A 26,585-nucleotide genomic window follows, 5' to 3' on the forward strand; every position below is an offset into this window, starting at 1 on the left:
CATTGTGATTGATGACCAGACTGTGAGCGATCTCGAGACTGTGGCCGGCTGCGGCACCCGCCTGCGCCAGGCTCGCGAGGCCGCCGGACTGACCCTCGAAGACGTCGGCCAGCGCCTGCGCATGCCGGTTCAAGTGGTGAAGTCGCTCGAGCAGGAGCAGTGGCAGAAGCTGGGGGCGCCGGTGTTCGTGCGCGGCCAGCTGCGCAGCTATGCCCGCCTGCTCGGTGTCGACGTCAGCGAACTGCTGGAACAGGCCCAGGTTGGCCCGGTGGTTCCGCCGACCCTGGTCAGCCACACCCATACCCCGCGTGCGCGCCGGATCGCCGAGAATCTCGGCCGCCGTGCGCTGTATGTCGGTATTACCGCCGTGCTGGCGGTCCCGGTCTGGTTCGCCACCCGTGGCCACTTCGATGGCACCGCGCCTTCGCCGAACACCGCCTCGCTGGACGTGATCCCGGCCGCCGTACCGGTTACCCCGGCCGGTCCCGGGTCCGCCGCTGCCGCGCCGGCCGAAGTGACGGCCGCGCCCGTCATCAAGCCGACTGCCACCCCCTACGTCGCTTCGCTGGCCCCGGTACCACGCGCCGCGCCGGCGCCAGCCGCCAACCTGGACATGCAGTTCAGCGGCGACAGCTGGGTCGATATCGGTGGCCCCGATGGCGCCACCGTGGAGAAGGCGTTGATCAAGTCCGGTGAAAGCCGCAGCTTCACGCCGGGCCAGGTTGCCCGCGTCACCTTGGGCAATGCTTCGGCGGTCCAGGTTCAGCAGAATGGCGCTATCGTCGATCTGACGCCCTATCAGCGAGCCAACGTGGCACGCTTTCAGGTATCCTCTGAAGGCTCCGTTGTCCCGGTTTCACACTGAGGCGCGGTTTCACCACCTTCGATAATCCCAATGGTCCCTCCCGATGGGCGGGGCGAGAGTACGCATGGCGATCGACGACCTGCTCGACGAGCACGAACAAAGTGAACGCGTCCGCAGCTGGCTGCGGAAGAATGGTGCCAGCATCCTCGGTGGCGTAGTCATCGCCATCGGTGCCATTGCCGGCTGGCAGTGGTACCAGAAGGACCAGGGCGGCAAGCTGGCCTCGGCCAATGTCGAGTACCAGAAGGCCCTGGCGGGTCTGCAGGCAAACAAGCTCGATGACGCGGCCAAGGCGGTCAAGGCGCTGGAGGCTGGCCCGTCCAGCATCTACGGCGATCTGGCGGCGCTGCAGCTGGCCAAGGCCCAGGTCGATGCGGGCAAGAATGAAGAAGCGCTGGCTACCCTGCGCGCGGTGAAGGTCGAAGGCGACCTGCAGCGCGTGGTCGACCAGCGCGTGGCACGCCTGCTGGTGGCTACCGGCAAGGGCGATGAAGCGATCAAGCTGCTGGGCAGCGCCACCGACAGCAGCAGCCTGGAAATCCATGGCGATGCGCTGATGGCGCAGGGCAAGCGTGACGCGGCCCGCGAACAGTATGAGAAGGCGCTGAAGACGCTGGACGTGGCAGCGCCGCAGCGGCGTCTGCTGGAAACCAAGGTTATGGACGCCGGCGGCACCGTCGCCGCCCCTGCGGAGTCGGTTTGATGAGTCAGAAGGTCATGATCACGCGCGTCGCCACCGTACTCCTGCTCGGTATGGCGCTGTCCGGTTGCAGCACCATGAAGGGCTGGTTCGCCGGCAAGGACGCAGCAGCGAAGAAGGCACAGGAGCCGGCTGAACTGGTGAAGTTCGAGCCGACCCTGAAGGTCAACAAGGCCTGGTCGGTCAACCTCGGCAAGGGCGAGCGCCGCATCGGCGTGCGCCAGGGCCCGGCAGTGGCCAACGGTCACGTGTTCGCCGCGGCGATCACCGGTGGCGTGCACGCCATCGACCTGCAGACCGGCAAGAAGGTCTGGACCTGGGAGCCGAAGAAGGAAAAGAAGAAGGCCAAGCTGCGGCTGTCCGGTGGTCCGGGCGTCGGCGAGAACCTGGTGGTCATCGGTACCCTCGATGGCCAGGTGATCGCGCTGGACATCAACGATGGCAGCGAGAAGTGGCGCGCACGCGTGCCGAATGAAGTCATCGCCGCGCCGGCCATTGCCCAGGGCATGGTCTTCGTGCGCAGCAATGATGGCCGCGTCACCGCGTTCGATGCCGGCAACGGCACCCAGAAGTGGTTCAACCCGAGCGAGCTGCCGGCGCTGACCGTGCGTGGCAACGCGGCGGTGGTGGCCGGTCCGGGCGTGTTGTTCATCGGCAAGGACGAGGGCAGCGTTGCTGCGCTGGCCATGCAGGACGGCCGCACGCTGTGGGACCAGAATGTCGGCACCGGCGAAGGCCGTACCGAGCTGGACCGCATGGCCGACGTCGATGGCGCCCCGGTGCTCGACGGCAATACGCTGTTCGTGAGCAGCTTCAAGAACCAGACCATGGCCATCGAAGGCCCGACCGGTCGCCCGATGTGGGCGCGTGACCACGGCGGTGCCGGCGGTGTGGCGGTGTCTTCGGGCAATGTTTTCGTTACCGACAACAAGGGCGGCGTGTTTGGCCTGGACAAGGCCAGCGGCGCGGCGATGTGGTCGCAGACCGCACTGGCCCGGCGCTCGCTGACCGGTCCGGCGCTGCACGGCGACTACGTGGTGGTCGGTGACTACAAGGGATACCTGCATTGGCTGCAGGCCTCCGATGGCGCGATGGCAGCGCGGGCGAAAAGCGGCGGTGATGCGCTTCTGGCCCAGCCAATCGTCGTCGATGGGGTGCTGCTGGTGCAGAACGTTGATGGCAAGCTGACCGCATTCCGGTTGGCAAATTAATACGGAGTAATCGCGATGCTGCCTTTGGTCGCCCTGGTTGGACGGCCGAATGTCGGCAAGTCGACCATATTCAATGCACTGACCCGAACCCGTGACGCCCTGGTCCATGACCAGCCCGGCGTCACCCGGGACCGCAACTATGGCGTCTGCCGGCTTGACGAGGACAACCATTTCCTCGTCGTCGATACCGGCGGCATCGCAGAGGAAGAAGAAGGCCTGGCTGGTGCTACCACGCGCCAGGCCCGCGCTGCCGCTGGCGAAGCTGACCTGATCCTGTTTGTCGTTGATGCCCGCGAGGGCACCTCGGCGATGGACGATGAGATCCTGGCCTGGCTGCGCAAGCTGTCGCGCCCGACGCTGCTGCTGATCAACAAGATCGACGGCACCGACGAGGACACCGTGCGTTCGGAGTTTGCCCGCTACGGCTTCAGCGAGATGCTGACCGTGTCGGCTGCCCACCGCCAGGGCCTGGACGACCTGCTGGACGAGGTCATTCAGCGCCTGCCGGAAGAGGGCAGCGGCGAAGAGCTGGACAACGATCCGAACCGCGTGCGCATCGCTTTCGTCGGCCGCCCGAACGTGGGCAAGTCGACCCTGGTCAACCGCATCCTCGGCGAAGAGCGGATGATCGCCTCGGACGTGCCGGGCACCACCCGCGATTCGATTTCGGTGGACCTGGAGCGTGACGGTCGCGAGTACCGCCTGATCGACACCGCCGGCCTGCGTCGCCGCTCGCGCGTGGACGAGGTCGTCGAGAAGTTCTCGGTGGTCAAGACCATGCAGTCGATCGAGCAGTGCCAGGTAGCCGTGCTGATGCTCGACGCCACCGAAGGCGTGACCGACCAGGACGCCACCGTGCTCGGCGCCGTACTGGATGCCGGCCGCGCGCTGGTGATCGCGATCAACAAGTGGGACGGCCTGACCGACTACCAGCGCGAGCAGGCGGAAACGATGCTGTCGCTGCGTCTGGGCTTCGTGCCGTGGGCCGAGTCCGTGCGCATCTCGGCCAAGCATGGCTCGGGCCTGCGCGAGCTGTTCCGTGCGGTGCACCGCGCGCACGAATCGGCGAACAAGACCTTCACCACCAGCGAAGTGAACAAGGCGCTGGAAGTGGCCTACGAGACCAACCCGCCGCCGACCATCCGCGGCCATGTCTCCAAGCTGCGTTACGTGCACCCGGCCGGCGCCAACCCGCCGACCTTCATCGTGCACGGCACCCGCCTGAAGGAACTGCAGGAGTCGTACAAGCGCTACCTGGAGAACTTCTTCCGCAAGCGCTTCAAGCTGATCGGTACGCCGGTGCAGTTCATCTTCCGCGAGGGTGCCAACCCGTACGAGGGCAAGAAGAACGTGCTGACCGAACGGCAGGTCAAGGCCAAGCGGCGCTTGATGAAGCACGTCAAGGGCAAGTGATTCACAGGAAGGCGGCCGCAGGGCCGCCTTTTTCGTTGTGGCGCGTTACGGCGCACTTTCTCAGGCGCTGCCCCACGGCAGCAGCACCCCGCGGAACCTCATCCTGCCCGATGCCAGGCGGTCATAGGCCTCGGTCGCGTGGTCCAGGTCAAACGTCTCGACCATCGGCTTGACCTTGCCGGTGGCGGCAAGCGCCAGCACTTCGCCAAGGTAGTGCTGGCCACCATGGGTGGCGCCGATCACGCGCTGGCGCATCATGTGGAACGGTACGCCGTCGGACGAGATCGAGAAGGGCTGGCTGAAGTCCAGCCCACACAGCACCACGCGTCCATCGACACGCAGGCCGGTCATGGCTTCTTCGGCCGAGCTGAATTCGTTGGTGGTCACCAGCAGCACGTCGGCGCCGCCGATCGCCTTCAGTTCCTTGCCACTGGCAACGACCTGGTCGGCGCCCAACTGCAGGGCAAGTGCATGCTTGTCCGCGGAATGCGTGATGGCGATGGTCTCGAAGCCACAGGCTCTGGACAGCTGCAGGGCGACGTGGCCAAGCCCGCCGATGCCAAGTACCGCGATCTTTTCCCGTGGCTGGGGTGCCGCATCGCGCAGCCCGCTCCAGGTCGTGTAGCCGGCACACATCATCGGCGCCGCATCCACGTAGGAGAGTCCGTCAGGCAGCAGTACCGTGCCTTCGGCGGAGATCGCGATGTACTGGGCATGGCCGCCCTGCGCGGCGAAGCCGGTGGTGCGAGGTGCATCGCAGTTCATCGCCGTCTGTCCGGACAAGGGACGGTTCTCGCGGCAGTAGGGACAACGCCCGCAGGAGGACTGGACCCACGTGGTGCCCACGCGATCGCCCACTCGGCGCGAGTGCACGCCGGCGCCCACCTCCACCACTTCTCCGACTACTTCGTGCCCGGGCGTCTGGGGATAGATGTCGCCACCGTAACCCTGGGTTGCCCATACATCGGTGTAGCACATGCCGGACGCGTGAACCTTGACCAGTACCTGGCCCGCTTCGATCACGGGTACCGGGACGTCCTGTACCTGCCACGGCTTGTTCGGCCCGGTCATCACAACCGCCTTCATCATCTTCATCGTCTTGATCCTGTCTCGGTGGATGAGCGCCGAGGGCCTGCGCCCGCGACAGCGCTGAGCGTAGAATCCGCTGACTATCAAGACAATCGCTTCAATATCTGACGATATGGTGAATCTCATTCAGCAATCGGGTGGGGGTGATCTGGCGGCCTTCACCGCGTTCCTCGCAGTGGCAGCGCACCGCAGCTTCCGCAGTGCGGCGGCGGAGTTGAACATCACCCCGTCGGCGATCAGCCATGCCATCAAGACGCTGGAGCAGCGGCTGGGCGCACGCCTGTTCAATCGCACCACGCGCAGCGTCTCGCTGACCGACGCCGGCGAGCGCCTGGCGGAAAAGCTGCGGCCGGCAATGGCGTCCATTGAGGAGGCGCTGCAGTCGGTGGATACCGAAGCGGGCACGCCGCGTGGCACCGTCCGCATCAATGCCAGCGAAGGGGCCATACGGCTCGTGCTGAAACCGGTGCTTGCACGGTTCCTGCGCCAGTACCCGCAGGTGCATCTGGACATCGTCAGTGACGGCAGGTTGGGCGATATCGTTTCGGACGGTTTTGATGCGGGTATCCGCCTTGCCGAAGCCGTGCCGCGGGACATGGTGGCCGTAGCGGTGACGCCCCCCATGCGGTTCGCGGCGGTTGCCTCACCGGCGTACCTGCACGCGCGTGAACGGCCACTGCGGCCGCTGGATCTGCATCAGCACGACTGCATCCGCTTCCGGTTCGAGAGCGGGGCGATCTATCGCTGGGAGTTCGAGCGCCAGGGCGTCACCGAGCGGGTGAACGTCTCCGGGCCGATCACGCTGACGGACCAGCCGTTGATGGTCGACGCCGCCGTTGACGGCATCGGTATTGCTTTCGTTCCCGAGCATCTGGCGCTGGAGCCGTTGGCCGATGGTCGCCTGCTTCGGTTGCTTGAGGACTGGTGTCCCGAGTTCCCCGGTCTTTCGCTGTACTACCCGGGCCATCGGCATGTTCCTCCCGGGCTGAAAGCGCTCATCGGTGTTCTTCAGCAGCAGGTTGGAAGCAGGCAGCCGGCATAGCGCCTGGCTACGCTTGTGGTGCACATGTAGAGCCGAGCCCATGCTCGGCTGCTTTTCGCGCATTGCCGCGCGCCAGCCGAGCATAGGCTCGGCTCTACAGATCTTGGTCAAGGCGGGTCGATGCCACCTGCGCGATAATGCGGCCATGAGCATTCCAGAGCTTTCCCCCGAGCAGGCGCGTGCGCGCGTGGCCCATGGTGCGGTGCTGATCGACGTGCGCGAGGCGCATGAGCGGGCCGGCGGCATGGCCGAAGGCGCGCGCGGCGTCGCCAAGGGCGAGCTGCTGGCTGACGCGACCGCGCACCTGCCGCTGCCGGAACAGGAAATCCTGCTGATCTGCCAGAGCGGGAAGCGCTCGGCCGATGCGGCGCAGGCGCTGCTGGATGCGGGCTACCCGAACGTGAGCTCCGTCGCGGGCGGCACCGTCGCCTGGCGTGAGTTGTCGCTGCCGCTGGTGCAGCCGCTGACCAGCGCCGCAGACCGCGATTTCTACGACCGCTATTCGCGCCATCTGCTGCTGCCGCAGGTGGGCGAGGCCGGCCAGCGCCGGCTGCAGCAGTCGCGGGTGCTGGTGCTGGGCGCGGGCGGCCTGGGCGCGCCGGCCGGCTTCTATCTGGCGGCGGCCGGGGTAGGGCACCTGCGTTTCGCCGACCACGACCGTGTCGAGCGCAGCAACCTGCATCGGCAGATCGTGCATACCGAGGCCAGCGTCGGCCAACTGAAGGTGGATTCGGCGCGTGAGCGGCTGCTGGCGTTGAACCCGTCCATTGAGGTCGAGGCCGTCCCGGAGCGGGTGACTTCGGAGAACGTGGATCGCCTGTTGCAGGACGTCGACGTGGTGCTGGACGGTTCGGACAACTTCCCGCTGCGCTACCTGCTCAACGACGCCTGCATCAAGCACGCCAAGCCGATGGTTTACGCCGCCATCGAGCGCTTCGATGGCCAGGTGAGCGTGTTCGATGCCGGCCGCCAGCGTGGCGTGGCACCGTGCTATCGCTGCCTGTTCCCGGAGCCGCCGCCGCCGGAGTTCGCGCCGAACTGCTCCGAGGCGGGTGTGCTGGGCGTGCTGCCGGGCCTGGCCGGGGTGCTGCAGGCCACCGAGGTGCTGAAGCTGCTGCTGGGCATCGGCGAGCCGCTGGTGGGGCGCCTGCTGCGCTTTGATGCGCTGGGCATGCGCTTCCGCGAGACCGGCATCGGGCCGGACCCGCAGTGCCCGGTGTGTGCGCCGGGCGTGCCGTTCCCCGGGTACATCGATTACGCCGCGTTTTGTAGGGGTGGGTGAACCGCGTCGGGGCGCCATCCACGCATGGCGTGGATCTGCTGGGGTGGGCGAACCCGGTTGGGGCGCATCCACGCATGGCGTGGAACTACTGTAGAGCCGAGCCTGCGCTCGGCTGCTCTTCGCGCTGAGGCCAGAATCAGCCGAGCGTGGGCTCGGCTCTACAGGTCATGGCTTCGGGATTGTGCCAACCAAGGTTGGCACCTACCGAAGCGCGCGCACGGTTTCAGGATGATGTGCGGGGCCAATCCCGTGATCGTTCCATCTCCAAGACAATAAAACGCAACACACGTGCTATTGCCGTCATCGGTGTTGCTCTATCGTTGAGGCCGATTTCGATTTCCGGGGAACCCACCGCATGGCGGTAGAAGCAGCGACCAGCGAGCTGGTCAAGGTCGTCGCCCTGTTGGGCGCAGCGGTGGTGATGGTGCCGCTGTTCCGTCGGCTCGGCCTGGGCTCGGTGCTGGGCTACTTCGCCGCCGGTCTGGCGATCGGTCCGTTCGGGCTGGGCTGGTTCTCCGACCCGCAAGCGATCCTGCATACCGCCGAACTCGGCGTGGTCATGTTCCTGTTCGTCATCGGCCTGGAAATGCGGCCGTCTCACTTGTGGAGCCTGCGCAAGGAAATCTTCGGCCTGGGCACGCTGCAGATCGTCACCTGCGCGCTGGTGCTGACCAGCATCGCCAAGCTGTTCGGGCTGCCGTGGCAGATCGCCTTCATCGGCGCCACCGGTTTCGTGCTGACCTCCACCGCAGTGGTGATGCAGCTGCTGGCCGAGCGCGGCGACATCGCGTTGCCGTCGGGGCAGAAGATCGTCTCGATCCTGTTGTTCGAAGACCTGCTGATCGTGCCGCTGCTGGCGCTTGTCGCGTGGATGGCGCCGGCTGCCGGCAGTGCCGATGGCGAGGGCTCGCGCTGGATGTCGGTGGCGATCGGCGTGGGCGCCATCGTCGGCCTGGTGCTGGTCGGCCGCTTCCTGCTCAATCCGCTGTTCCGCGTGCTGGCCGAATCGAAGGCGCGCGAAGTGATGACCGCCGCCGCACTGCTGGTGGTGCTGGGTGCGGCGCTGCTGATGCAGCTGTCCGGCCTGTCGATGGCGATGGGCGCGTTCCTGGCCGGCGTGTTGCTGAGCGAATCGACCTTCCGCCACCAGATCGAGGCGGACATCGAACCGTTCCGCGGCATCCTGCTGGGGCTGTTCTTCCTCAGCGTGGGCATGGCACTGGACCTGGGCGTGGTGGCCGGCAACTGGCCGATGATCCTCGGCCTGGTGGTCGCGCTGATGGCGGCCAAGGCGCTGTGCATCTACGTGGTGGCGCGACTGATGGGCAGCGACCATGCGCAGGCGCTGGACCGTGGCGTGTTGATGGCGCAGGGCGGCGAGTTCGCCTTCGTGCTGTTCTCGGCCGCTGCGAGCGCCGGCGTGATCAGCCTGGACATCAATGCCAACTTCACCGCGGTGGTGGTGCTGTCGATGGCGCTGACGCCGCTGGTGGTGCTGGTCTACAAGCGTGTGGCGCCGAAGCCGACCGTCAGCCTGGAAGGCGTGGATACTGCCGATGGCCTGTCCGGCAGCGTGCTGCTGATCGGCTTCGGCCGCTTCGGCCAGGTGGCCAGCCAGTCGCTGCTGGCCCGCGACGTGGACGTGACCATCATCGACAACGATGTGGAGATGATCCACAACGCCGAGCGCTTCGGTTTCAAGATCTATTACGGCGACGGTACCCGCTTGGACGTGCTGCATGCCTCCGGTGCGGGCAGTGCGCGGGCGGTGGCGGTGTGCGTGAACAATGCCGAGGATGCCGACCGCATCGTCGAACTGGTGGCCCATCAGTTCCCGCAGGCCAAGCTGCTGGTGCGCTCGTTCGACCGCGAGCATTCGCTGCGGCTGATCCATGCTGGCGTGGACTTCCAGATCCGCGAAACGTTCGAGTCGGCGCTGCTGTTCGGGCAGGCCGCGCTGGTGGAGCTGGGCGCCGAGGAAGACGACGCGCGCGAGATCGCCGAGCAGATCCGCGAGCGCGATGCCGAACGCTTCGAACTGGAAATGGCCGGCGGCAACCTGCGTGCCGGCGCACACATGGTGTTCGGCACCGCGCTGCCCGGCGTGCCGACGCCGACGCCGTTCACCGCGCCCAAGCGCAAGGCGCGCACGCTCAATGCGGATGACGTGCCGGAAGAAGAAGAGGAATGATCGCCACGCGCCGCGCTTCGCGCTCGCCGGGCATGGCCCGGCGCTACCGGGGTGTCGCGCGATTCGTGGGTAGCGCCGGGCCATGCCCGGCGAGCGCAGCGGGCGATCGCGGCGGTGGGCGAGGGGCCGTGAATCGGGGACAATAGCGTCCCCGCCGCCCCACGCCCGCACCCGATGACCGACTCCGCCCCCCAGCTTCCTGCCCGCATCCTCGATGGCCGCCGTATCGCCGAGGACCTGCTCGACAGCCTGAAGGTGCGGGTCGACGCCCGTGTTGCCGCCGGTGGCAGCCGCCCCGGCCTGGCCGTGGTGCTGGTGGGTGGCGACCCGGCCTCGACCGTGTACGTACGCAACAAGCGCCGCGCCGCCGAGAAGGTGGGCATCGAGGCCTATGACTACGATCTGCCGGCCGGCACCACCGAGGCCGAGCTGCTCGACCTGATCGACCAGCTCAACGCCGACCCGAAGATCAACGGCATCCTGATCCAGCTGCCGCTGCCGGGCATCCCCGATGCGCGCCGGCTGATCCAGCGCATCGACCCGCGCAAGGACGTGGACGGCTTCCACCCGGAAAACGTCGGCCATCTGGCCCTGCGCGAGTTCGGCCTGCGCCCGTGCACCCCGCGCGGCATCACCACGCTGCTGGGCCACACCGACCAGCCGGTACGTGGCCGCAACGCCACCATCGTCGGCGTCAGCAACCACGTTGGCCGGCCGATGGGCCTGGAGCTGCTGATTGCCGGCTGCACCGTCACCAGCTGCCACAAGTTCACCCCCAAGGACGTGCTGGAACAGGCCGTGCGCAACGCCGACATCCTGGTGGTGGCGGTGGGTCGCCCGGGCATCGTGCCGGGCGAGTGGGTGAAGCCGGGTGCGGTGGTGATCGACGTCGGCATCAACCGCTTGGATGACGGCCGCCTGGTGGGCGATGTCGGGTTCGAGGCCGCAGCGCAGCGGGCGAGCTGGATCACCCCGGTGCCGGGCGGCGTGGGCCCGATGACCGTGGCCACGTTGATGCAGAACACGTTGGAAGCGGCGGAAGCCGGGGTCTGAACGGGCTGGACTGCTTGCGCTGGGGCGTGGCAGCGCCGGGCCATGCCCGGCGGATTGTTGCGGCGCCGCTGCGCTCGCCGGGCATGGCCCGGCGCTACCGGGATCGCGTCGATGCCCCGTAATTGCCGCCGGTCCGCATGACCCGCTCTTGGTAGATGCCAACCTTGGTTGGCACACATCTGACGGGGCCGTTGCCCCAGCTGGGGTCCGGAAGCCGGACGGTTCGTGCCAACCAAGGTTGGCACCTACCAAGGGCGGTGCGCCCGCGCGACACTGTGTCGCAGCATTGCCTATTTCCGGCTACCAAAATTACTGTTCTTGGCTGCCAAAACAGGGTAAAATGTCGCGCTTCCCCACATCTCGGGTATGCCGATGCTGCGCATCCAGGCTGAAGCTCTCACCTACGACGACGTCTCGCTCGTCCCCGCTCATTCGACCATCCTGCCCAAGGACGTCAACCTCGAAACGCGGTTGACGCGTGACCTGAAGCTCAAGCTTCCGATCCTGTCCGCCGCCATGGATACCGTCACCGAAGCACGCCTGGCTATCGCCATGGCACAGCTGGGCGGCATGGGCATCATCCACAAGAACCTGAGCGTGGAGCAGCAGGCGGCCGAAGTGGCCAAGGTCAAGAAGTTCGAGGCCGGCGTCATCCGCGACCCGATCACCGTCGGCCCGGAAACCACCATCCGCGACGTGCTGGCCCTGACCCAGGCGCACAACATCTCCGGCGTGCCGGTGGTGGGCAGCGACGGCCTGCTGGCCGGCATCGTGACCCACCGCGACATGCGCTTCGAGACCGAGCTGGACGATCCGGTCCGCCACATCATGACCAAGAAGGATCGCCTGATCACGGTCAAGGAAGGCGCCGCGTCTGATGAAGTGCTGCAGCTGCTGCACCGCAACCGCATCGAAAAGGTGCTGGTGGTCAATGACGAGTTCGCCCTGCGTGGCCTGATCACCGTCAAGGACATCCAGAAGAACACCGACTTCCCGAACGCTGCCAAGGACATCGCCACCCGCCTGCTGGTCGGCGCCGCCGTCGGCGTGGGCGGCGATACCGATCGCCGCGTTGAAGCGCTGGTCGCTGCCGGCGTGGACGTGATCGTGGTTGATACCGCGCACGGCCATTCGCAGGGCGTGCTGGACCGCGTCAGCTGGGTGAAGAAGAACTTCCCGAACGTGCAGGTCATCGGCGGCAACATCTGCACCGGTGAAGCCGCGCTGGCGCTGCTGGACAGCGGCGCGGACGCAGTGAAGGTGGGCATCGGCCCGGGCTCGATCTGCACCACCCGCGTGGTCGCCGGCGTGGGCGTGCCGCAGATCACCGCGATCGACCTGGTGGCCGAAGCGCTGCAGGACCGCATCCCGCTGATCGCCGACGGTGGCATCCGCTACTCCGGCGACATCGGCAAGGCGCTGGCTGCCGGTGCCTCGACCATCATGGTCGGTGGCCTGCTGGCTGGTACCGAGGAATCGCCGGGCGAGACCGAGCTGTTCCAGGGCCGTTCGTACAAGAGCTACCGCGGCATGGGCTCGCTGGCCGCGATGGAGAAGGGGTCCAAGGACCGCTACTTCCAGGACGCCGCCACCGCCGACAAGCTGGTGCCGGAAGGCATCGAAGGCCGCGTGCCGTACCGCGGCCCGGTGGGCGGCATCATCCACCAGCTGATGGGCGGCCTGCGCGCCACCATGGGCTACGTGGGCTGCGCCACCGTCGAGGACATGCGCAGCAAGCCCAAGTTCGTGAAGATCAGCGGCGCCGGCCAGCGCGAGAGCCACGTCCACGACGTGACGATCACCAAAGAGCCGCCGAACTACCGCTCCTGATGCGGGACGAGCAAAGAGGAACGAGGAAGCTGATTCCCGTTCCTCTTTCTCCATCTGCCGCTGAAAAATTCTGACGTTTTCGTTTTCCCTACTGCACTGCCGGGGCGCCATGACCAACATCCATAACGACAAGATCCTCATCCTCGATTTCGGCGCGCAGTACACGCAGCTGATTGCCCGCCGCATCCGCGAGCTGGGCGTCTACTGCGAAATCTGGGCGTGGGACCACAACCCGGCCGAGATCGCCGGCTTTGGCGCCAAGGGCATCATCCTGTCCGGTGGGCCGGAGTCGACCACGCTGCCGGGCGCGCCCGCCGCGCCGCAGGAAGTGTTCGACAGCGGCCTGCCGATCTTCGGCATCTGCTACGGCATGCAGACCCTGGCCGCGCAGCTGGGCGGTGCCACCGAAGCGGCTGACCAGCGCGAATTCGGCCACGCCGAAGTGAACGTGATCAACCCCGATGCGCTGTTCAAGGGCCTGAGCGACCACGGCGGCGAGCCGAAGCTGAATGTCTGGATGAGCCACGGCGACCACGTCTCGGTTGCGCCGCCGGGCTTCACCATCACCGCCACCACCGACCGCATTCCGGTGGCCGCCATGGCCAACGAAGAGAAGCGCTGGTACGGCGTGCAGTTCCACCCGGAAGTGACCCACACCCTGCAGGGCCAGGCGCTGCTGCGCCGCTTCGTGGTGGACGTGTGCGGCTGCCAGACCCTGTGGACCGCCGCCAACATCATCGACGACCAGATCGCCCGCGTGCGCGAACAGGTGGGCGATGACGAAGTGATTTTGGGCCTGTCCGGCGGCGTCGATTCGTCGGTTGTGGCCGCGCTGCTGCACAAGGCCATCGGCGAAAAGCTGACCTGCGTGTTCGTGGATACCGGCCTGCTGCGCTGGCAGGAAGGCGACCAGGTGATGGCGATGTTTGCCGAGCACATGGGCGTGAAGGTGGTGCGCGTGAATGCCGCCGACCGTTACTTCGCCGCGCTGGAAGGCGTGAGCGACCCGGAAGCCAAGCGCAAGATCATCGGCAACCTGTTCGTTGAGATCTTCGACGAAGAGTCGAACAAGCTGAAGAACGCCAAGTGGCTGGCGCAGGGCACCATCTACCCGGACGTGATCGAGTCGGCCGGCAGCAAGACCGGCAAGGCGCATGTGATCAAGAGCCACCACAACGTGGGCGGCCTGCCGGAGCACATGAAGCTGGGCCTGGTGGAGCCGCTGCGCGAGCTGTTCAAGGACGAAGTGCGCCGCCTGGGCGTTGAACTGGGCCTGCCGCGCAGCATGGTCTACCGCCATCCGTTCCCGGGCCCGGGCCTGGGCGTGCGTATCCTAGGCGAAGTGAAGCGCGAATACGCGGAGCTGCTGGCCAAGGCCGATGCGATCTTCATCGATGAGCTGCGCAAGGCGGATCTGTACGACAAGACCAGCCAGGCGTTTGCCGTGTTCCTGCCGGTGAAGTCGGTGGGCGTGGTGGGTGACGCGCGGGCTTATGAGTGGGTGATTGCGCTGCGGGCCGTGGAGACGATTGACTTCATGACGGCGCATTGGGCGCATCTGCCGTATGAGTTCCTGGGGACGGTGAGCAACCGGATCATCAATGAGTTGCGGGGGGTTTCACGGGTTGTCTATGACATCTCGGGGAAGCCGCCGGCGACCATTGAGTGGGAATGAGTTGAAAGAACAGGGGCGCCGAGAGGCGCCCTTGTTGTTTGCGGAAGGAGGTCGTTGTTCGGATCAGGAATAAGCCCGCGCAGAGGGTGCTTGACGGTGATCTGGCGCTGATACAATGTTGCCAGTAGCTCGTCTCATACGTTCCTGACTCGCACAGTTGCAAAACTCGAGGTATTAAGCCCGTCGCGTCGGAAACTGAGTTCTGGTCGGGCTGGATTGATGGCTTTCAGACCAAGAGGGGGCTCGATGGAGCGTATGTGGATGGTGCGTGGCGAAGGCGGCAGCCTGTACGACGCATTTCGGGAGCGCGGTGTGGCTGCCGTGGGCTGGAAGCAGTTGGCGGCTCACGCTAGGCCCGGTGTCGGGCGCAAGCAGTTGATCACCCTGTACCAGTCCGCCGAACCCCTTGCGAAAAATGGCACGGTGGTTTCGGGCGCGTCCCAAGTCTGGCGCTTCGTCAATGACATCCAGGAGGGCGACTGGGTGATCACTTATTCGCCCGCCAATCGTCTGTACTTAATCGGTAATGTCGCTGGACCAGCCGAGCACCACCCCGAGTGGGCCGAGCAAGGCATGCCCCTGGTGCGCAAGGTGCAATGGCAAGCGCAGGAACTACCACGCGACAACTTGGGCACGAGCAGCAAGAACAGCCTGGGTTCGACCCTGACCCTCTTCGAGGTGCCGTCCAGCGCGGCAGCCGAAGTGCTGGCCGCACTGAAGGGTAAACCAGCGGCAGCAGTGGAAGAGGAGGCCGAGGAAGTCGTCGCTGATCCATTGGCGGACATTGAGTCTCAGGCACTGGAACGCATCAAGGATCGGGTCAACGAACTGGACTGGGATGACATGCAGCAATTGGTTGCCGGCATCCTGCGCGCCATGGGCTACAAGACCCAGGTTTCGCCACCTGGCTCCGACCGTGGGAAGGACATCGTGGCCTCGCCGGACGGCTTCGGCTTCGAACACCCGCGCATCGTCGTAGAGGTAAAGCACCGCAAGGGACAGATGGGAAGCCAGGAGATTCGCAGCTTCCTCGGTGGCCGCCACAAGGATGATCGCGGGCTGTATGTCAGTACTGGTGGTTTCACCAAGGATGCTCAATACGAAGCAGATCGCGCCTCCATACCGCTGGCTATGTGGACACTGGACCATGTGGTCCGCGCACTGATCGAGCACTACGACGCCACTGACGCCGAAACCAAACGAGTCGTTCCCTTGAAGAGCTTGTATTGGCCTGCTTGACGCTAGACACATAATTTCTTCTGGCGCGTACTCCCATCTGAGCCAGGACCTTTGAAATAGGAAAACCGTATGACCAGTGCTCAACAACGTGCCGCCCTGCAACGTCAGATTTGGGCCATCGCCAATGACGTGCGTGGCGCAGTCGACGGCTGGGATTTCAAACAGTACGTGCTCGGCACCTTGTTCTATCGCTTCATCAGCGAGAACTTCATTGACTACATCACCGGTGGTGATGAAACGGTCGATTACGCTGCCATGGACGATGACGAGCCGTTGATAGCCGCCGTCAAAGACGATGCCATCAAGACCAAAGGGTATTTCATCTACCCTAGCCAATTGTTTAGCAACGTGGCCGCCAAGGCCAGCACCAACGATAGTCTGAATACCGATCTGGCGCGCATCTTTGCCGCCATCGAGAGTTCCGCCAATGGTTACGCCTCCGAGCAGGACATCAAAGGCCTGTTCGCTGACTTCGACACCACTAGCAACCGCCTGGGCAATACTGTTGCCGATAAGAACAAGCGCTTGGCGGATGTGCTCAAGGGGGTGAGTAAGCTGGAGTTTGGGCGCTTCGATGCGAGCCATATCGACCTGTTTGGCGACGCCTACGAATTTCTCATCTCCAACTACGCCGCAAATGCCGGCAAGTCCGGTGGCGAGTTTTTCACCCCGCAGCATGTATCCAAGCTGATCGCCCAGCTGGCCATGCACAAGCAGACCCGCGTCAACAAGATCTACGACCCGGCGTGCGGCTCCGGCTCGCTGTTGCTGCAAGCCAAAAAGCACTTCGATGCCCATGTCATCGAGGATGGATTCTTCGGCCAGGAGGTGAACCACACCACCTACAACCTGGCGCGGATGAACATGTTTCTGCACAACATCAACTACGATAAGTTCAGCATCCAGTTGGGCGACACACTGCGTCATCCGCACTTTAGTGATGACAAACCCTTCGACGCCATCGTTTCCAACCCGCCGTACTCGGTGAAGTGGATCGGCAGTGATGATCCCACGCTGATCAATGACGACCGCTTTGCCCCGGCCGGCGTGCTGGCACCCAAATCCAAGGCGGACTTCGCTTTCGTGCTGCATGCGCTGAGCTACCTTTCCGCTAAAGGCCGCGCCGCCATCGTTTGCTTCCCCGGCATCTTCTACCGTAGCGGCGCCGAGCAGAAGATTCGCCAATACTTGGTGGACAACAACTATGTGGAAACGGTGATCTCGCTGGCGCCCAACCTGTTCTTCGGCACCACCATCGCCGTGAATATTCTGGTGCTGTCCAAGCACAAGCCGGATACTGCCACCCAGTTCATTGATGCCAGCGCGCTGTTCAAGAAAGGCACCAACAACAACCTGCTGGAAGACGCGCATATCGAGCGGATCATGCGGGTGTTCGACAGCAAGGAAAATGTGGAGCACTTCGCGCTTTCAGTGCCGTTAGAGAAGGTGGCTGCCAACGATTACAATCTGTCGGTCAGCAGTTATGTGGAAGCACGGGACACCCGTGAAGTGGTGGACATTGCCCAGCTGAACATCGCGCTGAACACGACCGTGGCCCGCATCGACCAACTGCGCAAGGATATTGATGTCATCGTGGCGGAGATTGAAGGTGAGGAGTTTGGCGCATGAGTGGCGTGAGCTTCTTGGAGAAACTGCTTGACGGAGTTGGGGTGGAGTGGAAGGCATTGGAATCATGCGCGACTATAGAAAGAGGTCGTCGCGTGACAAAAAGTGCATTGAGTCCGGAAAAGAGGTACCCCGTTTTTAGCGGGGGCGTTACCCCCATGGGGTTTTACGATGACTTCAATCAAAAAAAGAATACAATCACCATTGTTAAGTATGGCACTGCTGGGTTTGTTAATCTCATTGAGGAAGATTTCTGGGCAAATGATGTCTGCTATTGCATAAAACCAGGCTTGGCACTCAACAACAAATATCTTTTTTATTACTTAAAAAGACATCAGTACGACATCCAATCACTGGCAACGGACGCCATTCCAGCACATTTGCCAACAGAAGCGGTTTCGACTTACAAGATCCCTGTCCCCTGCCCAGAAGACACCAAAAGATCACTTGAAATCCAAGCCAAAATTGTCCGCATACTGGACACCTTTACCGAGCTGACCGCCGAGCTGACCGCCGAGCTGACCGCCGAGCTGACCGCCCGAAGAGAACAATACAACTACTATCGCGAGCAGTTGTTGAGTTTTGAAGAGATGGGAGGGGAGGTGGAGTGGAAGGCGCTGGGGGATATTGGTGAGTTTATTCGTGGGAAGCGATTTACCAAGGCTGACTACGTCGAAGAAGGTATCAGCGTCATCCACTACGGTGAAATTTACACCCGATATGGTGTTTGGGCCGACCATGCGTTTTCCAAGGTGCGAGTCGATATGGCTGGGTCGCTGCGCTATGCCGAGCCGGGGGATGTGATATTAACTGATGTTGGCGAAACAGTTGATGATGTCGGTAAAGCAGTAGCGTGGCTCGGGGATGAGAAGGTCGCCATTCACGATCACTGTTATGCATTCCGGCACTCCATGAGCCCGAAGTTTGTTTCCTATTGCATGCAGACGAAGGCTTTTATCGCCAAGAAGGGAAAGTATGTGGCCAGGACCAAGGTCAAAACCTTGCTGATCAATGGGTTTTCAAAGATTAAAATACCTGTCCCATATCCTAATGATCCCGATATGTCGCTGGCGGAACAGATTCGTATCGTTGCCATCCTCGATAATTTTGACACCCTGACCAACTCAATCAGCGAAGGCTTGCCCCGCGAGATCGAGCTGCGCCAGAAGCAATACGAGTACTACCGCGACCTGCTTCTGAGCTTCCCCAAGTCGGAAGAGGCGGTGGCCTAATATGAGCAAGACGCTGACCGAGATCGCCCAGCAGTTGAGAGACGCCGAAAAGAAGGTGCAGCTGATCTACGCCTTCAACGGCACGGGCAAGACACGCCTGTCGCGCGAGTTCAAACAGTTGGTCGCACCAAAGGGCTACGGCGATGAGGAAGTCGATCCGCCAGCGTTGTCGCGCACCAAAATTCTTTACTTCAATGCTTTTACCGAAGACTTGTTCTATTGGGATAACGACCTGACGCTGGACGCGCAGCCCAAACTACGGATTCAACCAAACTCATTTACGAGTTGGCTACTCATGGTACTCCGGGACTTGGGGCAGGACGGCAATATCGTCCGCTATTTTCAGCACTACGCCAGCGACAAGCTGACCCCCCACTTCAACGAAGACTTTTCAGAGGTCACGTTTTCGCTTGAACGGGGTGATGATGAAAGCTCCGGAAACCTCAAGATCTCCAAGGGCGAAGAAGGTAATTTCATCTGGAGCATCTTTTATACGCTGCTGGATCAAGTCATCAGCACGCGCAATGTGCCCGAGCCGGAAGACCGCGAAACGCGGGAGTTTGACGAGATCGAATATGTTTTCATTGACGACCCGGTGAGTTCACTGGACGAGAACCATCTCATCGAACTGGCAGTCAATCTGGCAGGGCTGATCAAGGCTAGTCCAGCCGACCTGAAGTTCGTTATCACCACGCACAGCCCGCTTTTTTACAACGTGCTGCACAATGAGCTTGACCTCAAAAAAGGTGGCAAGAAAGAGGGTTGCTATTTGCTGGATCGTCTTGAAGACGGCACCTTTGATCTGAACGTCAAGTATGGCGATTCCAATAAAAGCTTTTCTTATCACCTCCATCTGCGGCAGGCTCTGGAGCAGGCGATTGCTTCCGACCAGATACAACGCTATCACTTCACCCTGCTGCGCAACCTCTACGAGAAAACCGCCGGTTTTCTGGGGTACCCGCAGTGGTCAGGACTTTTACCTGACGGCAAGCAGGCCTACCTAAACCGCATTATTCAATTCACCAGCCACAGCACGCTGTCCAACGAGAGCATCACCGAGCCAACCCTGCAGGAGAAGCAGACGGTTAAATTTCTGCTGGACCATCTGGTCGCCAACTATGGCTATTGGCAGCAAGAGGAGGCGCGTGGTGCGTGATGGTATGATTATCTCTATTGTTGCGAACCTTGGGAGTGGCAAGGCATGGGTGAGATCACCCGACATAGCCATTACCGACGAGCACTGGTCACCATGAAGCAGCGCATCCAGACATCCCAGAGCTGCTCGGTAGTAGTGTTGAATGCCGCGTTGTTGAACCAGCCGACGGTAGGGGAAATTGGAAGCGCGCTCATAGAGGGGAGCGGAGGGCTCCAAAAAAATGACTGATTACAAGACCATCGCCGAGTCGAACAACTTCATCGTCCTCGATAGATACACCAAGGAGTGGAAGATCGCCGAAAGCTACCAGAGCGAAGGTGATCTAGAGCGTGAGTTCATCCAGGATCTGATCAATCAGGGCTATGAGCTCCAAGCCAGCTTGAAAAATGCCGCGGCGATGTTGGCCAATGTGCGCACGCAGTTGCAATCGCTGAATAGCACCGAATTTTCGGACGGTGAGTGGGCGCGCTTCGTGGAAAGTTGGCTGGACAAGCCCAGTGACAGCATCGTCGATAAGACTCGCAAGATTCAAGATGACCATGTCCACGATTTTGTATTCGATGATGGGCGTATCCAGAACATCTACCTGCTGGACAAGAGGAACCTTGCCCGCAACAAGCTGCAGATCATCAAGCAGTTCGAGCAGGCTGGCAGCCAGGCCAACCGCTATGACGTGACGGTTCTGGTAAACGGCCTGCCGCTGGTGCAGGTCGAGCTGAAAAAGCGCGGCGTGGCGATTCGCGAAGCCTTCAATCAGGTACACCGTTATAGCAAGGAAAGCTTCAATACCGAGCATTCGCTATTCAAATATCTGCAACTGTTCATCATCTCCAACGGCACGGATACGCGCTACTTCGCCAATACCACCCAGCGCAACAAGCATAGCTTCGACTTCACCATGAATTGGGCGCAGGCCGACAATAGCCCAATCAAGGATCTGAAGGACTTCACGGCGACCTTCTTCCAGAGGCGCACCCTGCTTGATGTGTTGCTGACCTATTCGGTGTTCGATGTCAGCAACACTCTGCTGGTCATGCGTCCGTACCAGATCGCCGCCACCGAGCGCATTCTGTGGAAGATCAGGTGCGCCTATCAGGCCAAGCGCTGGAATAGTGCTGAGGGCGGTGGTTATATCTGGCATACCACCGGTTCAGGCAAGACCCTGACCAGCTTCAAGGCGGCGCGCCTGGCTACCGAGCTGGAGTTCATCGACAAAGTGTTCTTCGTGGTGGACCGCAAGGATTTGGATTACCAGACTATGAAGGAGTACCAGCGCTTTTCGCCCGATAGTGTGAACGGCTCGGAGAGCACCGCTGGGCTGAAGCGAAATCTGGACAAGGATGACAACAAGATCATCGTCACCACAATCCAAAAGCTCAATAATCTGATGAAGAGCGAAAGTGACCTGCCGGTGTACAACCAGCAGGTAGTGTTCATTTTCGACGAGTGCCACCGTAGCCAGTTTGGCGAGGCGCAGAAGAACCTGAAGAAGAAATTCAGGAAGTTCTACCAGTTCGGTTTCACCGGTACGCCTATCTTTCCGAAAAATGCGCTGGGTGCGGACACCACCGCCAGCGTGTTCGGCCGTGAGCTGCATTCTTACGTCATCACCGATGCCATCCGCGATGAAAAAGTGCTCAAGTTCAAGGTGGATTACAACGACGTACGTCCGCAGTTCAAAGCCCTCGAAACCGAGCAGGACGAGAAGAAGCTCAGCGCTGCAGAAAACAGGCAGGCCTTGCTGCACCCCATACGCATCCGGGAAATCTCGCAGTACGTTCTGAAGCATTTCCGCCAGAAAACACATCGCTTGCAGGGCAGAGGCAAGGGCTTCAACGCCATGTTTGCGGTGAGTAGCGTCGATGCCGCCAAGGCGTATTACGAGGCGTTCAAGACGCTGCAGAAAGGCAGTGGCAAGCCGTTGAAGATCGCCACTATTTTCTCGTACGCGCCCAATGAAGAGCAGGATGCTATTGGCGATATCGTGGATGAGAGCTTTGAAGTGTCCGCGATGGACAGCAGTGCCAAGGAGTTTTTAAGCGCTGCAATTGACGACTACAACGCTCTATTCAAAAGCAATTTTGGTGTAGACAGCAAGGGCTTCCAGAACTATTACCGCGACCTAGCCAAGCGCGTGAAAGACCAGGAAATCGATCTTTTGATCGTGGTGGGCATGTTCCTGACCGGCTTCGATGCGCCTACGCTGAATACCCTATTCGTGGACAAGAATCTGCGCTATCACGGCCTGATTCAGGCTTATTCGCGCACCAACCGTATCTTTGATGCCACCAAGACCTTTGGCAACATCGTCACCTTCCGCGATCTGGAGCAGGCTACCGTCGATGCCATCACTCTATTTGGCGACAAGAACACGCGCAACGTGGTGCTGGAGAAGAGCTACAAAGAGTACATGGAGGGCTTCACTGACGCGCTGACCGGGGAGGCGCGGCGCGGTTTCGTGGATGTAGTGACTGAGCTCGAGCAGCGCTTCCCCGACGCCGCCAACATCGTCAAGGAGTCAGACAAAAAGGCTTTCGCAAAGTTGTTCGGGGAATATCTGCGCGTGGAGAACGTGCTGCAGAACTTCGATGAGTACGCCAGCCTGAAGGCCTTGCTGAACGTCGACATGAACGACCCGCAGGCTGTCGAGACGTTCAAGGCTGACCACTATCTTGATGACGAGAAGCTAGCTGAGCTGGAGGTCATCCGCTTGCCAGCCGAGCGCAAGATTCAGGACTATCGCTCCACCTACAATGATATCCGTGATTGGCTGCGACGTGAGAAAGCAGGCAACGAGAAAAGCGAGTCCATCGTTGACTGGGATGACGTAGTGTTTGAGGTGGACCTGCTCAAATCGCAGGAAATCAATCTAGATTACATCCTGGAACTGCTCTTCGAAAAGAACAAGAAGGTCAAAGATAAGGCGTCCTTGGTCGAAGAGATGCGCCGGGTCATTCGTGCCAGCCTAGGCAACCGCGCCAAGGAAAGCCTAGTAGTCGACTTCATCAATCAGACCGATCTGGATCGGATTGGTGACAAGGCTAGCGTCATCGATGCCTTCTTCACTTTCGCCCAGTCAGAGCAGCAGCGCGCAGTGCAGGAGTTGATCGGCGACGAGGAACTGAATGAAGAGGCGGCCAAACGCTACATTGCAGCTTCATTGAAACGCGAATTTGCTAGCGATAATGGAACTGAGCTTAATGCCATCTTGCCAAAAATGAGCCCGCTTAATCCGAAATATCTCAAGAAGAAGCAAGATGCTTTTCAAAAGATCGCTGCTTTTGTTGAAAAATTTAAGGGCGTAGGTGGCAATATATGAAGGTGGCGGCAGGGCAGGTCTACGGCATTGGATCAAGTGTTCTCAGACAGAGTGCGCTGCGCTAAGATGAAGTTTGATTGACAATTCGCCCGAAAGTATTGCCTCCACGCAGATCGCTCCATCTCCCGCGTCAGCAAAAGATGTGTGTTTCTGACGGTAAAGGTGACGGTAGAGGCTAATGTCGATCACAGCCAATCCCTTTAACCACGTGGGCTTACGAGGTCCGTTGATGACAGAGTGGGAATGAGTTGAAAGAGCGAGGGCGCCGAGAGGCGCCCTTGTTGTTTTTCGTGTCCGCTATTCATTAGGCAAACAGCAACCGGTGAGGCGGCTGTTCTCCCAAAGAACCCAGCGCCGGCGAGGTAGACTTGGTAGCAGCCCCACCAACGCGCGCTCGGTCCTAGCCAGGCTCACGCGGCGGCCGGGTGACACGTCGTTCTCCGGCCAGGGCAGTCCATCTGCACCCTCGCAGTCGCGCATGCGCTTGAGGATGCCGAGTAGGGAGTTCAGGTCGGGCAGGGGAGTGTCGTCGTTGATGGGCTCAACAACGGTGTACGAGGAGAAGGTGTCGGATTCGCTCATGGCGTCGGTTTCCTTGGCTGTGCTTAACAGCGCCACCGCGTAAGCGGGGTGGCGGACGATGCGTGGCTGCAAACCGGTTGATGCTGCGCAATTGGCCGGTGAGTCCGAAGACTCCCACGCACCGCCCGCCATAAAGGCCGACGGATTGCCCGCCGGCACCGGTTAAGGACGGTGCCGACGGGCAAGCGTAAACAACTTGCGCGTGCATCAAGCGGGTTTGCAGGCCCGTTGCCACCCGTTGTCGGTGGCGCGCCATGGTGTTTACGCCGCCGCTCCGAATGCAAACTGAAATTCGCGAAGAACTCGCGGAATTCGAGAGCGAAGCACGATTGTTGCACGCCCCATTCGTGCAGCGCGCGACGCCACCAGACGCATTCGTGCAGTCGCCCTGTCGATTGCGAATCAAAGTGGCGCAATCGCCCGTATTACAAGCGAATAGCGCGACGGCCTTCTTTACAACAGTTCTTAGTCCGCAGCGGGTGGCAAGGGCGCTCAATCAGCATCAAAAGCGGAAAAGCGGTTCAAACCCGACACCGCTTTCTAATGGCCCACCCGAAACAGATGCTCAGCCATGAAATCAACGAACGCCCGCACTCTGGGCAACAGTTGCCGATTGGATGGCCACAACAGCCAGAAAGAACTGGATACACCGGCCCATTGGTCCAGCACCGTCACCAGGTCTCCGCGATCCAGCGCCGGCCTGACCGCGAAATCCGGCAGGTAGGCGATGCCATGGCCCTCGATGGCCATGTGCCGCAGGGTCTCCAGGTGATTGCTGGTCAAGCTTGCCGCCGGGCGCAGCTCGGCGTCCTCGTCGCCGCGCCGCAGCTGCCATTTTTCCAGCAGGCCACTGCTTGGGATGCGATGCAGGAGGCAAGCGTGGCGAGCGAGATCCTCGGGCCGTTCGGGCGTGCCGTGCTGCTCGAAATAGCCAGGCGCGCCCACGCAGACAAAACGGCTGACCCCCAAGCGCCTGCTCATCAGGCGGGAATCGCTCAAGTCTCCCGTGCGTACTACCGCGTCGAAACCTTCGTCCACGACGTCCACCAGCCGGTCGCTGAAATCCAGGTCGAGTTCGATCTGCGGATAGCGGCTGGCAAAGGCCGACAACACCGGCCACATCAATCCGCTGACCAGCGGCAGGCTCACCCGCAGCCGGCCTTGCGGACTTGCGGTCGTGCTGGCCAGTTCGTTCTCGGCCGCCGCGATTTCGGAAAGGATGCGCCGGCAACGGTCGAGGAACAGCGCGCCTTCCGCTGTGAGGCTCACGCTGCGGGTACTGCGCTGGAACAGGCGCACGCCCAGCTTCTGCTCCAGCCGTGCCACGCCCTTGCTGACTGCCGACGCGGATATGCCCAATCGCTGTCCCGCTGCCGCGAAGCTGCGCAGTTCGGCCACCTGCACAAAGATCGTCATGCCGCTGTGGCTATCCATTTCAACGTTCGATTGATGACAGATCGGTCATGTTAATCATGATCTACGCGCTATTTCTCCATCAAAAGTTCGTTCTTATCCTCAGTTATTCACTGGGAACATCGGACTACCTGATGAGTGCTACTACCGCATCTGCGTCGGACGCGAGGGTTCGCAAGACCCCACTGATCGTGACGGGTTGCCTGACCGCCGCGGTCATCCCGTTGAGCATCGCCAGCCCCGCCGTCGCCGTGCCTTCGATCAATCAGGCGCTGGACGGCAGCGCGGTCGAGCTGGCCTGGGTCATCAACGCCTACATCCTGACCTACGGCAGTGCGACGCTGGCCGCAGGCAGCCTGGCCGACACCTATGGGCGCAAGCGGGTCTGGCTGTCGGGAATGCTGTTGTTCGCCTTGATAACGGCGGCCATTCCGTTCATGCCGTCGGTGTTCTGGGTCGACATCCTCCGGCTCATTCAGGGCATCGGCGCGGCAGCTGCGTTTGCTGGCGCGATGGCTGCGCTTACACAGGAGTTCGACGGACACGCACGCACGCGGGTATTCAGCCTGATCGGTACGACGTTCGGCGCCGGAGCGGCATTCGGTCCATTCCTGGCTGGACTGCTGATCGACACCTTGGGATGGCAATGGGTGTTCTTCCTGCCGGCGCTGGTGGCCTTGCTGGCATCGCTACTCATTGCAGCCTTTGCCCGCGATACACGCGACCCCGATGCCACGGGACTGGACTGGCCCGGCGCCATCAGCTTCACCACCGGTCTGGCCGTGCTGACCTACGGAATCATCCTTGCCCCGGAGCGGGGTTGGAGCGATGCGTGGGTAGTGGCGTGCCTGGCGAGCGCCGCCGTGTTGTTGGCCGCGTTTGTGGTGATCGAACGGCGGCAGACCAAGCCCATGCTCGACCTGTCCCTGTTCGCCAATGCCCGGTTTGTGGGCGTGCAGGTGCTGGCGATTGCGCCGGCCTATGCGTACATCGTGCTGCTGGTCATGCTGCCCGCCCGCTTCATCGGGGTGGAGGGATACAGCGCACTGGCAGCTGGGCAGATGATGATTGCGCTGTCCGCGCCGTTGCTGGTGGTGCCCTTCATTGCCGGCGTGCTGGCGCGCTGGATCAACGTGGGCGTGCTGTCTGGCATTGGCCTGGCCATTGCGGCCGCCGGGCTGGCCTGGTTGGGTCTGACGCTGCACGGCGGTGCGCAGAGCGCGCGTCTGCTGGCGATGCTGGTAATTGGCATCGGCATCGGCCTGCCATGGGGCTTGATGGATGGTTTGGCCGTGAGCGTTGTTGCCAAGGAACGGGCGGGCATGGCGGCGGGAATCTTCAATGCGGTGCGGCTGGCCGGCGACGGGATGGCCCTCGCCGCCGTGGGGGCGATGATGTCCGCCAGCATTTTCTCTGGACTGGTGGCTTCAGTGCCGACGGGTGCATCAGGGCCGGTGGCGAATGTCGATCTGGTTGAAGCATCGAACCGGTTGGCGATGAGTGATCTACAGAATGCCCTGGTGCATTTGCCGACGGCTGGACGGTCGTTGCTGTTGCAGGTCTACGAAGGCGCATTCCGCTTTCAGCTTCTTGTCCTGGCGGGTGCTGCTGCGGCGACGGCAATCCTGGTGTTCGTACTGTTGGGCCGGGTGAAAGGGCGTGAGTGA

The 26,585-nt window shown here is 61.9% G+C and carries 19 protein-coding genes; 16 read left to right on the forward strand and 3 right to left on the reverse strand.

The genetic code is table 11. From position 1 onward, the window contains the following. The first annotated feature begins 4 nt into the window (after positions 1 to 4). From H3005_RS20350 to der, 4 genes are all read left to right on the forward strand, one after another. Positions 5 to 865 carry a RodZ domain-containing protein gene (locus tag H3005_RS20350; RefSeq protein ID WP_191078909.1) on the forward strand — a complete coding sequence of 287 codons (861 nt, stop codon included), beginning with the start codon at positions 5 to 7 and terminating at the stop codon, positions 863 to 865. A 64-nt stretch (positions 866 to 929) separates the two neighbouring features. Then, positions 930 to 1,568, forward strand: a complete 639-nt coding sequence (locus H3005_RS20355; RefSeq protein ID WP_100552316.1) for a tetratricopeptide repeat protein — start codon at positions 930 to 932, stop codon at positions 1,566 to 1,568. Beyond that, positions 1,568 to 2,776 carry an outer membrane protein assembly factor BamB gene (gene bamB, locus H3005_RS20360; protein ID WP_088100629.1) on the forward strand — a complete coding sequence of 403 codons (1,209 nt, stop codon included), beginning with the start codon at positions 1,568 to 1,570 and terminating at the stop codon, positions 2,774 to 2,776. Before H3005_RS20355 ends, bamB begins: the two co-directional genes overlap by 1 nt. A 15-nt stretch (positions 2,777 to 2,791) precedes the next feature. After that, positions 2,792 to 4,189 carry a ribosome biogenesis GTPase Der gene (gene der / locus H3005_RS20365; protein ID WP_025874993.1) on the forward strand — a complete coding sequence of 466 codons (1,398 nt, stop codon included), beginning with the start codon at positions 2,792 to 2,794 and terminating at the stop codon, positions 4,187 to 4,189. Between the two features lie 60 nt (positions 4,190 to 4,249). Here der and H3005_RS20370 read toward each other — a convergent pair whose 3' ends face one another. Further along, a complete protein-coding gene (locus H3005_RS20370; protein ID WP_191078910.1) occupies positions 4,250 to 5,284 on the reverse strand; it encodes an alcohol dehydrogenase catalytic domain-containing protein in 1,035 nt (344 codons plus the stop codon). A 106-nt stretch (positions 5,285 to 5,390) separates the two neighbouring features. Between H3005_RS20370 and H3005_RS20375 the strand changes: the two genes are divergently transcribed. The 11 genes from H3005_RS20375 (at position 5,391) to H3005_RS20425 (ending at position 22,923) form a co-directional block, all read left to right on the forward strand. After that, complete coding sequence (locus H3005_RS20375; RefSeq protein ID WP_191078911.1) at positions 5,391 to 6,320, forward strand: LysR family transcriptional regulator; 930 nt, start codon at positions 5,391 to 5,393, stop codon at positions 6,318 to 6,320. 145 nt (positions 6,321 to 6,465) lie between these two features. Then, positions 6,466 to 7,602: a molybdopterin-synthase adenylyltransferase MoeB gene (gene moeB, locus H3005_RS20380; RefSeq protein ID WP_191078912.1), complete on the forward strand. Its 1,137-nt coding sequence runs from the start codon at positions 6,466 to 6,468 to the stop codon at positions 7,600 to 7,602. Between the two features lie 355 nt (positions 7,603 to 7,957). After that, positions 7,958 to 9,793: a monovalent cation:proton antiporter-2 (CPA2) family protein gene (locus H3005_RS20385; RefSeq protein ID WP_191078913.1), complete on the forward strand. Its 1,836-nt coding sequence runs from the start codon at positions 7,958 to 7,960 to the stop codon at positions 9,791 to 9,793. 174 nt (positions 9,794 to 9,967) lie between these two features. Beyond that, positions 9,968 to 10,846, forward strand: a complete 879-nt coding sequence (gene folD / locus H3005_RS20390; RefSeq protein WP_100552320.1) for a bifunctional methylenetetrahydrofolate dehydrogenase/methenyltetrahydrofolate cyclohydrolase FolD — start codon at positions 9,968 to 9,970, stop codon at positions 10,844 to 10,846. A gap of 372 nt (positions 10,847 to 11,218) precedes the next feature. Next, positions 11,219 to 12,676 (forward strand): IMP dehydrogenase, encoded by a 1,458-nt coding sequence (gene guaB / locus H3005_RS20395; protein WP_191078914.1) that lies wholly within the window; start codon positions 11,219 to 11,221, stop codon positions 12,674 to 12,676. Between the two features lie 109 nt (positions 12,677 to 12,785). Next, positions 12,786 to 14,351 carry a glutamine-hydrolyzing GMP synthase gene (gene guaA / locus H3005_RS20400; RefSeq protein WP_049410928.1) on the forward strand — a complete coding sequence of 522 codons (1,566 nt, stop codon included), beginning with the start codon at positions 12,786 to 12,788 and terminating at the stop codon, positions 14,349 to 14,351. Between the two features lie 246 nt (positions 14,352 to 14,597). Next, positions 14,598 to 15,590, forward strand: coding sequence for a restriction endonuclease (locus H3005_RS20405; RefSeq protein WP_191078915.1), 993 nt, complete (start codon positions 14,598 to 14,600; stop codon positions 15,588 to 15,590). A 69-nt stretch (positions 15,591 to 15,659) separates the two neighbouring features. Beyond that, a complete protein-coding gene (locus tag H3005_RS20410; protein ID WP_191078916.1) occupies positions 15,660 to 17,219 on the forward strand; it encodes a type I restriction-modification system subunit M in 1,560 nt (519 codons plus the stop codon). After that, entirely contained in the window at positions 17,216 to 18,448 is a 1,233-nt protein-coding gene (locus H3005_RS20415) for a restriction endonuclease subunit S (RefSeq protein ID WP_191078917.1), read from the forward strand. The genes H3005_RS20410 and H3005_RS20415 overlap by 4 nt, the downstream gene beginning before the upstream one ends. Position 18,449: 1 nt before the next feature. After that, positions 18,450 to 19,604 (forward strand): AAA family ATPase, encoded by a 1,155-nt coding sequence (locus H3005_RS20420; protein ID WP_191078918.1) that lies wholly within the window; start codon positions 18,450 to 18,452, stop codon positions 19,602 to 19,604. 220 nt (positions 19,605 to 19,824) lie between these two features. Continuing rightward, complete coding sequence (locus H3005_RS20425; RefSeq protein WP_191078919.1) at positions 19,825 to 22,923, forward strand: type I restriction endonuclease subunit R; 3,099 nt, start codon at positions 19,825 to 19,827, stop codon at positions 22,921 to 22,923. A gap of 297 nt (positions 22,924 to 23,220) precedes the next feature. Here H3005_RS20425 and H3005_RS20430 read toward each other — a convergent pair whose 3' ends face one another. Both H3005_RS20430 and H3005_RS20435 read right to left on the reverse strand, forming a co-directional pair. Then, a complete protein-coding gene (locus H3005_RS20430; RefSeq protein WP_223880369.1) occupies positions 23,221 to 23,505 on the reverse strand; it encodes a hypothetical protein in 285 nt (94 codons plus the stop codon). A gap of 540 nt (positions 23,506 to 24,045) precedes the next feature. After that, positions 24,046 to 24,939 carry a LysR family transcriptional regulator gene (locus H3005_RS20435; RefSeq protein WP_191078920.1) on the reverse strand — a complete coding sequence of 298 codons (894 nt, stop codon included), beginning with the start codon at positions 24,937 to 24,939 and terminating at the stop codon, positions 24,046 to 24,048. Positions 24,940 to 24,968: 29 nt separating this feature from the next. On the opposite strand from H3005_RS20435, the gene H3005_RS20440 reads away from it, so the two are divergent. Then, the gene (locus tag H3005_RS20440) at positions 24,969 to 26,585 is read left to right on the forward strand and encodes an MFS transporter (protein WP_223880370.1); all 1,617 of its coding nucleotides are present in this window, start codon (positions 24,969 to 24,971) and stop codon (positions 26,583 to 26,585) included.

The organism is Stenotrophomonas sp. Br8, from assembly GCF_014763005.1.
GTDB classification, from domain to species: domain Bacteria; phylum Pseudomonadota; class Gammaproteobacteria; order Xanthomonadales; family Xanthomonadaceae; genus Stenotrophomonas; species Stenotrophomonas lactitubi.

Excerpts from the sequence above, each read along its gene's own strand:
- H3005_RS20355 (WP_100552316.1), top strand. The coding sequence starts at position 930 with ATGGCGATCGACGACCTGCTCGACGAGCACGAACAAAGTGAACGCGTC.
- bamB (WP_088100629.1), top strand. The coding sequence starts at position 1,568 with ATGAGTCAGAAGGTCATGATCACGCGCGTCGCCACCGTACTCCTGCTC.
- der (WP_025874993.1), top strand. The coding sequence starts at position 2,792 with ATGCTGCCTTTGGTCGCCCTGGTTGGACGGCCGAATGTCGGCAAGTCG.
- H3005_RS20370 (WP_191078910.1), bottom strand. The coding sequence starts at position 5,284 with ATGAAGATGATGAAGGCGGTTGTGATGACCGGGCCGAACAAGCCGTGG.
- H3005_RS20375 (WP_191078911.1), top strand. The coding sequence starts at position 5,391 with ATGGTGAATCTCATTCAGCAATCGGGTGGGGGTGATCTGGCGGCCTTC.
- moeB (WP_191078912.1), top strand. The coding sequence starts at position 6,466 with ATGAGCATTCCAGAGCTTTCCCCCGAGCAGGCGCGTGCGCGCGTGGCC.
- H3005_RS20385 (WP_191078913.1), top strand. The coding sequence starts at position 7,958 with ATGGCGGTAGAAGCAGCGACCAGCGAGCTGGTCAAGGTCGTCGCCCTG.
- folD (WP_100552320.1), top strand. The coding sequence starts at position 9,968 with ATGACCGACTCCGCCCCCCAGCTTCCTGCCCGCATCCTCGATGGCCGC.
- guaB (WP_191078914.1), top strand. The coding sequence starts at position 11,219 with ATGCTGCGCATCCAGGCTGAAGCTCTCACCTACGACGACGTCTCGCTC.
- guaA (WP_049410928.1), top strand. The coding sequence starts at position 12,786 with ATGACCAACATCCATAACGACAAGATCCTCATCCTCGATTTCGGCGCG.
- H3005_RS20405 (WP_191078915.1), top strand. The coding sequence starts at position 14,598 with ATGGAGCGTATGTGGATGGTGCGTGGCGAAGGCGGCAGCCTGTACGAC.
- H3005_RS20410 (WP_191078916.1), top strand. The coding sequence starts at position 15,660 with ATGACCAGTGCTCAACAACGTGCCGCCCTGCAACGTCAGATTTGGGCC.
- H3005_RS20415 (WP_191078917.1), top strand. The coding sequence starts at position 17,216 with ATGAGTGGCGTGAGCTTCTTGGAGAAACTGCTTGACGGAGTTGGGGTG.
- H3005_RS20420 (WP_191078918.1), top strand. The coding sequence starts at position 18,450 with ATGAGCAAGACGCTGACCGAGATCGCCCAGCAGTTGAGAGACGCCGAA.
- H3005_RS20425 (WP_191078919.1), top strand. The coding sequence starts at position 19,825 with ATGACTGATTACAAGACCATCGCCGAGTCGAACAACTTCATCGTCCTC.
- H3005_RS20430 (WP_223880369.1), bottom strand. The coding sequence starts at position 23,505 with ATGAGCGAATCCGACACCTTCTCCTCGTACACCGTTGTTGAGCCCATC.
- H3005_RS20435 (WP_191078920.1), bottom strand. The coding sequence starts at position 24,939 with ATGGATAGCCACAGCGGCATGACGATCTTTGTGCAGGTGGCCGAACTG.
- H3005_RS20440 (WP_223880370.1), top strand. The coding sequence starts at position 24,969 with ATGTTAATCATGATCTACGCGCTATTTCTCCATCAAAAGTTCGTTCTT.